Source organism: Lishizhenia sp. (genome assembly GCF_033720595.1).
Taxonomy (GTDB): Bacteria; Bacteroidota; Bacteroidia; order Flavobacteriales_D; family Crocinitomicaceae; genus Lishizhenia.
The window spans coordinates 1-9,409 of sequence record NZ_JAWWCF010000116.1 but is presented as its reverse complement, the minus strand read 5'-3'; the positions used below and the strand labels follow the sequence as shown (position 1 = coordinate 9,409).

The following is a 9,409-nucleotide window of genomic DNA, read 5'->3' as shown; positions in this document are numbered from 1 at the left end:
GTTAACTGGTTTGTTAACGTAAGGCACTGCTTTTGTAACAGGCGCCTCACATGCCGCTACTGTAGCAGCTGCAACACTAAATCCTAAGAATTTTAAGAAATCACGACGTGGAGTTGATGTCTCTTTCAAATTCTCATCAGCCAAGAATTCATCCACGGTAATATCGTTCGAAAACTCTTTGTCTCTTGATTCAAGAAACTCAGGAGTCTCGTTCAATTCTTCTAGACCTTTCCAATATTTTCTATTCGTTGCCATATTCCTTTTTAGCCTTCTTCTGAATTAAATTAATAGTGACACTTTGCACACTCCCAACCGCCAAGCTCTTTGACAGTTACTTTTCCGTCTTCTAAGTATCCTTCGTATAAAGATTTGTCGTTGTTCAATAAACGACGGTGAATTTCGTCATAGTAAGAATCACCTTCAACACCTTCTGCCAATGGACCTCCAGAAATTTCTTTCGCTCCGTGACATTCGATACACCATCCCATAGTTAAGGTTGGTTTCGTTAATTTGATGTTTCCTTCGATTTCTGATAATTCTTCCACTGGAACTACACGAGCAGTTTCCACTTGCTTCGTCATGTCTCCGTGACATTGCTTACAATCAACTCCACCAACTTTTACGTGTTGAGAGTGGTTGAAGTAAACGTGGTCTGGTAAGTTGTGCACTTTATTCCAAACGATAGGCTCAGTTTTTCCAGAGTACTGACCTCCACCTTCTGGTGAGAATCCAGCCGCATCGTAAATCTTTTGGATTTTCGCTACTTGCTCTCCTGAACCTTGAACTTGTTTGTGACAGTTCATACAAACATTAACTGTTGGTAAACCTGCAGTTTTAGAATCTTCTACAGAGTTGTGACAGTATTTACAATCAATTCCATTCAATCCAGCGTGCTTGCTGTGCGGGAAATCAATTGGCTGTGATGGTTGGTATTCTGTCATTACGTTTACACTGTACAAAGTAAGGAACAACCCTACGATTAATGCAATTACGATAACAGCAGAACCTAAACCAACATACAATCTGTATTTCCAAGCCCAAGCTTTAAATTCTTGTGCGTATGTTAAACCTGTGTCTTCTGATTCACCAGCAACCAATTTCAACTGACGACGTACACCACCAACTGATAAAATGATTACAATGAAGATTGCTCCTAAGATCAACCATACAAATGATAAAGACTCTTCTTCTTGAGTACCTCCAACTCCTTCTACAGGCGCACCAGGTGCAGCAGCTACTTTCTCCTCTTGCGCATCTACGTAATCAAAGATTGCAACAACTTGCTCATCTGTTAAATCAGCAAATACTGACATAGCCGTTGGAGACCATGTTGAAACCTGCTTAGCATATGGATCCATCGCCACAGCCTTTTGCCAGTTCTGAACCCACTGAATTACAGAACCTTCTTTAGCTCCACCATCTTCCCATTTCTTACGTACTTCGTAAAGTTTAGGACCAGTCATATCCTTGAATACTTGGTGACAAGTAGCACACTTCGCCTTAAACAGACTCTCTCCTTCTTGTGCATACGACTGAGAAGCACCCATAAACAGGACGCTCAACACCAGGGCTATGGCCCACTTTATATCAACTCTAAACATCTGATTATTAGATATTTTCATTTATAATTCGTTAATTTCCTATGCTAATACACAGTTTTCATCGGGAGCAAATTTAACGGTTCTAGCTGTTTTCATGACAGTTTTATGACAATTTATTGGAAGTCCAGTTTAATTTAAAATCATTCTAAATAAACCAAAAGAGCCACATCTTTGCTTTAAAGTAATTGTCAACCACTTACAGTTTTTAACAAATTTTCACCAAATAATAATTAAAATAGGAAGCTTACGCGGGCAGAATTTTTTCAAATGACTTATTTTATACTTTTGTAAAAAATCTATCACATGAAATTTTGGACGCTCTTAATCGCACTTTTTACTTTCGCACAATTATCTACTGCCCAAAACACGTGGTGGAATAAACAAGATACTACAGAAACTACTGTTTCAGCAGATACCGCAAAAGTTGAAGTCCCTTCACAAGACGGAGAGGTAACCATAGAAAAAGACTACCGAATAGAAGAGTTTGTAAAATTTAAAGGAACCACCGTTCCTCCAGCATATGGTCCACAGATTTCAGGATACAGAGTTCAAATCTTTTTCGACAATGATAGAACTGCTGTGAACAAAACCAGAGCAGAATTCATTCAGAACCACAAAGACGTTCCTACCTATATAGAGTTCAAAGCACCGAACTTTAACCTTAAGGTTGGGAACTGTAGAACAAAATTGGAAGCTGAAAAATTAAAAGCCGAATTACTAAAAGACTATCCAACGGCCATCGTTATTCAAGAAAAAATATACCTTCCAAAGGTTCAAACTCCCGCACAAACTACAAATCAGCAGTAGCTATTATCGTCTACCTTACAACAAAGGGCATTCTTCGATCTTCCCGTAATGTTCTTCTTAATTAAAGCTATATCTTTGCACTAATTATGGAGCAAAGACCGATTACAGATTGGCTTCCTTTAACCAAAAAGGAAGTTGAAAAAAGAGGATGGGAAGAGATAGATGTAGTAATCATATCGGGAGATGCCTACGTGGATCACCCCGCATTTGGTACTGCAGTTATTGGTCGTATTATTGAAGACGAAGGATTTCGCGTAGCAGTAGTTGCGCAACCGAACTGGAAGGATGATTTAAGAGACTTCAAAAAATTCGGTAAACCCAAATACTTTTTCGGTGTAACAGCTGGTTGTATGGATTCTATGGTGAATCATTACACAGCCAACAAAAGATTGCGTTCTACAGATGCATATACCGCAGGTGGACAGAGCGGGTTTAGACCCGACTACGCAACCATTGTTTACTCCAACATACTTAAAGAACTTTATCCAGACGTACCCGTATTAATCGGTGGTATTGAGGCATCTTTAAGACGTGTTACCCATTACGATTATTGGAAAGATGAATTAATGCCTTCTATCTTAAAAGATTCTAAAGCAGATATGTTGGTATACGGTATGGGAGACCAGCCCTTACGAGACATGCTTAGACTTTTAAAGAAAGGGGTACCCTTCGATTCTTTAGGAACCGTTAAACAAACGGCAGTACTCAGACCCAGCTCCGAACCTTTGCCGAAAAACAAAAACTGGAATACCGTTGAACTCGCTTCACACGAAGAGTGTTTAAAGGACAAATTAAAATATGCCGCCAACTTTAAAATCGTAGAAGTTGAATCTAACAAGTGGCAAGCCAATAGAATTATACAACAAATCGGTGATCAAACTTTAATTATCAATCCTCCGTACAAAACAATGACGGAGAAAGAAATTGATACTTCATTTGATTTACCCTATACGAGACTTCCACACCCTAAATACAAAAAGAGGGGTGCCATCCCTGCATTTGATATGATACGTTTTTCGATCAACATGCACAGGGGATGTTTTGGAGGATGTAGCTTCTGTACCATCTCTGCTCACCAAGGTAAATTTATTGCCTCTCGTAGTGAGCAATCTATTTTAAATGAATTAGACCAAGTAACAGAAGATCCAGACTTTAGAGGATACATTTCTGATATTGGTGGGCCCAGCGCCAACATGTATAAAATGAAAGGAAAGGATGAAGACATTTGTGCGCGTTGTTCTTCGCCTTCATGTATACACCCCGTGATTTGTTCTAATCTCGACACAAACCACAGCGATATGACGCAGCTCTATCGTAAAGTAGATGCTCACCCTAAAGTGAAAAAGGCATTTATCGGTTCTGGAATTCGTTACGACTTATTGGTAGATGATTTTAATAAGAACAATGAAGACGGAAACCACGATGAATATATAGAACAAGTTGTGACCCGTCACGTTAGTGGGCGACTTAAAGTAGCACCAGAACATACCAGTGATGCAACCCTACGTGTTATGCGTAAACCTTCTTTTAAAAACTTCCATGCTTTTAAAGAAAAGTACGATAGAATTCAGAAGAAGCACAACATGAATCAGCAATTGATTCCATACTTTATCTCCTCTCACCCAGGGTGTGAAGAACAAGATATGGCGAATTTGGCGGCGGAAACCAAAGACATGGGGTTCCAATTGGAACAGGTACAAGATTTCACACCTACTCCAATGACCGTTGCAACAGTAATCTATTACGCCGGAGTTCACCCATATACCTTAAAACCTGTTTATACGGCAAAAACTCGAGATCAAAAACAAAATCAACACAAGTTTTTCTTCTGGTATAAAAAAGAGAATAGACATTGGATTAAAAGCAGATTGGAAAAGGCGGACCGTCAAGATTTAATTGAAAAGTTAATCGGTTCAGAAACACAGTTTGCACAGCGTAAGCCGAGTCAACATAAAAAAGGCAAAGCTCAAGCTCAAGGGAAAAAAGAAGTACCAGAGTGGTTAGCAAAGCGTAGAAAGACCGAGAAGAAAAGAAAGAAATAAAGGGAAGGCTGTCTGTAAAGACGGCCTTTTTTTATAGGGACATCTTAACACAAAAAAGGGCCTTCTCAAACGAGAAAACCCTTTATTTATCTTTTGATAAGTTCTTACTTATTGAAGTATTTCTTCTGACGAACAACGACCATAAGTATACCTACTGTGATTGCCCCATCCGCTAAATTCCATATTGCTGGAAACACCTGCCGACCGCCTAACCAAGGCATGCTTTCAGGCCATTCCGCATCAAACTGAAACATATCTACAACGTTTCCTAAGAGGAATCCTGTGTTTCGAGCTTCCACCTCATGCTCTACACCAAAACTAGTGCAGGACATCAAGTTCCCAGAACCTTCCAATTGGTTGAAAGGGATACATGGGTCAAAATCGAAAATAAAATCATAGAAGGCTGAGTCTATTAAATTACCGGTTGCACCAGCCAAGACAAAAGACAATGCTACCAAATATTCGGTTTTCGCACCTTCTTTAATTTGCTTAATGATGTAGTAAATAATACCTGCTATGGCAACCACTCTAAAAATAGACAAGGCTAATTTTCCAATCAAACCTCCTCCTAAAGTAGTACCGAATGCCATTCCCTGATTTTCGGTATAATTCAAAACGAACCACTCGCCTAGTATGTTTTCTGCCGGTGAGTATGGACCATAGTTGGTTTTAACCCAAATTTTGATGATTTGATCTGCAATCAAAACCAACAACACTAAAATACCTACGAGTAGGAACTTTTTGTTCTTTTCCATCTAGCTTGCTTGCGCGTTTTTAGCATCAATGCTCAACGTTGCGTGCGGCACTAATTTCAATCTTTCTTTACGGATTAACTTACCTGTAACTCTACAAATTCCGTAAGTTTTATTTTCTATCCTAATTAAAGCGTTCTTTAAGTTTTGGATGAACTTTTCCTGACGTGCCCCCAATTGAGCTACCTCTTCTCTTGATAATGTTTCTGATCCATCCTCCATCATGTTAAAGGTTCTTCCTGTATCATCTGTTCCGTGATCATCTTTGTGAGAAAGTGATCCCTGTAACAAATCCAAATCTTCTTTCGCTTCTGCTAACTTCTGTAGAATCAAATCTTTGAATTCTTGAAGTTCTTCGTCTGAGTATCTAGTTTTTTCTTTTGCCATGGTGTTTAGTTTAAAACCGTTAAAAACGGCACTGTTACTAGGAAAACAAATATAACCTAAAAAGGGTTGCATGCAAGTCTAGCCATCACTTTTTGAACGCTAGTTATTCACAAGATTTCAACCATTTCATAATCAGTTAAATCTAGCTTAACCACTTCTATAAAGATAATCCAAATCAACGATTTTATTTCAATCATTGGTCACCTCGTTCCCTTTCCCATGAAAAAACCATATTCTACTTTGAACTTTGAGTGTAAGGCCTAACTTTGTTTGTAAGCATTGAATCGAAAGAGATTATTAACGAATAACACATACTTAAAATGAATAATTTTGATTATTACAACCCAACAAAAGTTGTATTCGGAAAAGATACCTATGAACGTATTGCCAGCGAAATAGCGCTACATACTTCTGGCAAAAACATATTGATTACATACGGAGGCGGAAGTATTAAAGCCAATGGTGTTTACGACAGCGTAATGGCCGCCTTAAAAGATTTCAATGTTCTAGAATTCGGAGGAATTGAACCCAACCCACAGTACGCAACGTGTATGAAAGCCATAGAACTCATCAAAGAAAATGAAGTTGACTTTGTACTCGCCGTAGGAGGTGGTTCGGTAATCGACGGAACTAAATTTATTGCAGCAGGTGCAACTTACGCCGGAGATCCATGGGACGTTTTAATGCGCAAAGAAGGATGTGCTTTTACAGATAGTATTCCTTTTGGAACCGTACTTACACTTCCAGCCACAGGGTCTGAAATGAATTCAGGTGCAGTTATCTCTAGAGAAGAGTTGAAAGAAAAAAGAACCATGGGCGGACCGCAATCTTTCCCTAAATTCTCTTTCCTAGACCCTTCTGTTGTGGCTACTTTGCCAAAACGCCAAATTGCCAATGGAATTACCGATGCTTTTATGCACACTTTAGAGCAATATTTAACTTACCCTACCGACAATAAATTGCAAGAACGCATTGCTGAAGGAATTTTAATGACCCTAATTGAAACAGCTCCTAAAGTAATGGAAGACCCTTCAAATTACGAACATGCTGCCAACCTTATGTGGTGTGCAACCATGGCCTTAAATGGAACCTTACGCGCAGGAGTAGCTTACGATTGGGCAACACACATGATTGGACACGAATTAACGGCTTTACACGGTATAGACCACGCCAGAACTTTGGCCATTATCGCACCGCGTTTATTTGAAGTAAAATTTGAAAACAAAAAAGAAAAGCTCGCACAATACGGTGAACGCGTTTGGGGGGCTACAGACAATAAAGCACAAGACGCTATTGTAAAAACTAAATTATTCTTTGAGTCATTAGGTATAGATACTACCATTTCTGCATACGATACGAACAATGCAGATACTCCAAAAATCATTCGCCAACGCTTCGAAGAAAGAGGATGGACAGGTTTAGGAGAACGCGGAGATCTTACACCTGAAGAAGCTGAAAAAATTGTTGAGATGGCTTTGTAAAAGGTTTATCATAAAAAAACAAAAACCGATGTTCCATTATTTAGGACATCGGTTTTTTAGTATTCTAATTCGGCAAACGGCCGGGTCTTCCACTATAGTCCGCAAGCTAAAACCTAAGTGTTTTGAAAGTCGTTCAGCTCCACTTCCGGTGGTCGTAAAGCTTCTCAACAAAACCCTAAGGCCTTACCTTTCGGCGCTGCCGTTACACCCCCTGTTTGGGAGTAACTTTTGCTTTTTCTATCAAATCCATTAACTTATCTGGCCTAATATTCATGTCTAAAATCTTTCCCGAACCATCTAACAAAACATTTCTCGGCATTCCTTCTACTTTGAAAGCTTCTATTATTTCAGGAGTAGATAGCGCATTCGCCCATTCCATATCATATTTATCCATGAAACTTTTCACCGTTTCCACATCTTGTTCATAGTTAATACTCAACATGTATACCTCATCGGTATAATCCTTATTCAAGGCAATCAAATCTGGCATTTCTTGCTTACATCCTCCACACCAAGTTGCCCAGAAGTTAAGGTAGATGTATTTCTGACCTTTTAAACCAGCATAAACACTCCTTGAACCTTCATCAACATTTTCTAACACAAAATCAGGTAAAGTATCTCCAACTCCTAATCGCGTAAGTAGCTTTTTAGATTCAAGAGGTTTAATTTTCATTGAGCTACCATCAGCAGCTATCTCGAGTATTTGAAAAACATAATGCTTAGAATTAAAAAAACTCATGGAATCTAAAGTAAGTGCTCCTTGATATTCTGCCGTTCTAGTGATTGATTTACCAAAATCTCCAAAAACTAGTCTATCCCTCCCAATGGTATTAAACGCACCATCCGTATTTACATCAAAAAGACCTATTCTAAGTGAATCTCCTTGATAATTGAAATCTCCAACGGATAAACTTTTTCTTTTGCTCCAATAAAACCCGAGGTGTTTCCCTCCTGTACTTAATTCACCTATCATCCCATTGATTTCTTCATAAATGGAGTCTGCAGGTTTTATTAACGTATAATCAGAACAAAGTTCTTTTTTTCTACCATCGCATATACGAACGAGTAAAAAATCATCTTCGAACGTAGAAGATTGCTCATTTGCTGCGAACATAAAATCATTGTTGTTATCTAACCAAAACTTAGGAGCAGAAGAATTATAATTTCCAACTATGAACAAAACTTCCCTATTAATAGCTCCCTTATTTTCACCACTAAAATAAAAATACCCGTAGGCCGTATCCTGTATTTCAGACAAATCAGGTAAAACCAAGCGCTCTTTTATACTATCCTCTATTCCTGAATATGGATAATATACTGAAAACCCCTTCCCTCCCGTCTCGAAACTCTTTACTAGGTCGACATGTATAAATTCGTCGACTTTTTGGGATGTATCAACCTTCACCTCAGAAGAACAAGCGAGGAGTAAAAGGCTACTAATTATAAAAAGGAAATATTTCATAAAGTGGTTTTAAAGTTTACTGACAAGAATAGTGGTTTTATGCCGCCTTTAAGGCAATAACACTCTTAAAAATCCTTAATAAAATTCACCAATACTTCAACATCCACAGATTCCAACAAATGCTTGGCTCCTTCTATCACTTCCATGTTAGCATGGGGTAACAATTGTGCAATCTTTTCAGTTTCTTCTCGCGTAACCATGTGGTCTAAACTGGCCCAACCCAGCTTAACCTGATGTTGAATTTGTGTAAAATCATTATCCATGAGTTTTGCTCCTTTACCCATATTGAGCATCATCTCAGCAGTTTTAGTCATGACCACCTTCCAATCTTGAGGAGCATGTTCATCTTTCAATTTCTCTGCAAAGGCAGGTACTTTCTCCTCTACCTTTTCTGGATTTAACATTTTTACTTCTTGGGCCGCAGCTTCTGCTGACCAATCGAATTTCGTCCCTAAAGTGATGATCATCCCAATGGCTTCTGGCTTTTTTAAGGCCGCGCTCAAAGCCACGTAACCGCCCATGCTGTAACCGAAAATTTGGGCTTGAGAAATTTCATTCTCCTCTAAGTAGTCCAACAAATTATCTCTGAAACGCGCAATAGAATATTCTACCTCCAAGGCTTTGCCTCCATGACCGTCAAAATTTAGGGTGTGCACATCAAAGTCATTAGAAAGAACTGATTTCAATTCCTTAAATTGTTTGGAGCTTCCTAATGCACCATGTAAAAGAATGAGGGGTTGTTTCATGTTTCTGTTTACTAAAAATTCGGTATTATCTTAATACATTAATATGACCATAAATTTGAACCGCTTCACGTTCCGGAAGGTCGTATTCTAACCTATAGATATAGGTTCCATTGGCTACAACTTTTCCTTTG

The 9,409-nt window shown here is 38.7% G+C and carries 9 protein-coding genes; 3 read left to right on the top strand and 6 right to left on the bottom strand.

Annotated elements, in window-relative coordinates; genetic code table 11:
• Positions 1 to 255: TAT-variant-translocated molybdopterin oxidoreductase (locus R3333_RS09265; RefSeq protein WP_318958509.1), on the bottom strand; the 255-nt coding region annotated here is incomplete at its 3' end.
• 29 nt (positions 256 to 284) lie between these two features.
• Positions 285 to 1,622 carry a c-type cytochrome gene (locus R3333_RS09260; protein ID WP_318958508.1) on the bottom strand — a complete coding sequence of 446 codons (1,338 nt, stop codon included), beginning with the start codon at positions 1,620 to 1,622 and terminating at the stop codon, positions 285 to 287.
• Between the two features lie 282 nt (positions 1,623 to 1,904).
• Between R3333_RS09260 and R3333_RS09255 the strand changes: the two genes are divergently transcribed.
• Both R3333_RS09255 and R3333_RS09250 read left to right on the top strand, forming a co-directional pair.
• Entirely contained in the window at positions 1,905 to 2,408 is a 504-nt protein-coding gene (locus tag R3333_RS09255; protein ID WP_318958507.1) for a hypothetical protein, read from the top strand.
• A gap of 86 nt (positions 2,409 to 2,494) precedes the next feature.
• Positions 2,495 to 4,450 carry a YgiQ family radical SAM protein gene (locus R3333_RS09250; RefSeq protein WP_318958506.1) on the top strand — a complete coding sequence of 652 codons (1,956 nt, stop codon included), beginning with the start codon at positions 2,495 to 2,497 and terminating at the stop codon, positions 4,448 to 4,450.
• Between the two features lie 104 nt (positions 4,451 to 4,554).
• Here R3333_RS09250 and R3333_RS09245 read toward each other — a convergent pair whose 3' ends face one another.
• Entirely contained in the window at positions 4,555 to 5,205 is a 651-nt protein-coding gene (locus tag R3333_RS09245; RefSeq protein ID WP_318958505.1) for a signal peptidase II, read from the bottom strand.
• On the bottom strand, positions 5,206 to 5,589 hold the full coding sequence (locus R3333_RS09240) for a TraR/DksA family transcriptional regulator (RefSeq protein ID WP_318958504.1): 384 nt from the start codon (positions 5,587 to 5,589) through the stop codon (positions 5,206 to 5,208).
• A gap of 320 nt (positions 5,590 to 5,909) precedes the next feature.
• On the opposite strand from R3333_RS09240, the gene R3333_RS09235 reads away from it, so the two are divergent.
• The gene (locus R3333_RS09235; protein ID WP_318958503.1) at positions 5,910 to 7,070 is read left to right on the top strand and encodes an iron-containing alcohol dehydrogenase; all 1,161 of its coding nucleotides are present in this window, start codon (positions 5,910 to 5,912) and stop codon (positions 7,068 to 7,070) included.
• 202 nt (positions 7,071 to 7,272) lie between these two features.
• Here the strand turns inward: R3333_RS09235 and R3333_RS09230 are convergent, their stop codons facing one another.
• Entirely contained in the window at positions 7,273 to 8,532 is a 1,260-nt protein-coding gene (locus tag R3333_RS09230) for a TlpA disulfide reductase family protein (protein WP_318958502.1), read from the bottom strand.
• 65 nt (positions 8,533 to 8,597) lie between these two features.
• Complete coding sequence (locus tag R3333_RS09225; RefSeq protein WP_318958501.1) at positions 8,598 to 9,278, bottom strand: alpha/beta fold hydrolase; 681 nt, start codon at positions 9,276 to 9,278, stop codon at positions 8,598 to 8,600.
• Positions 9,279 to 9,409: the final 131 nt, after the last annotated feature.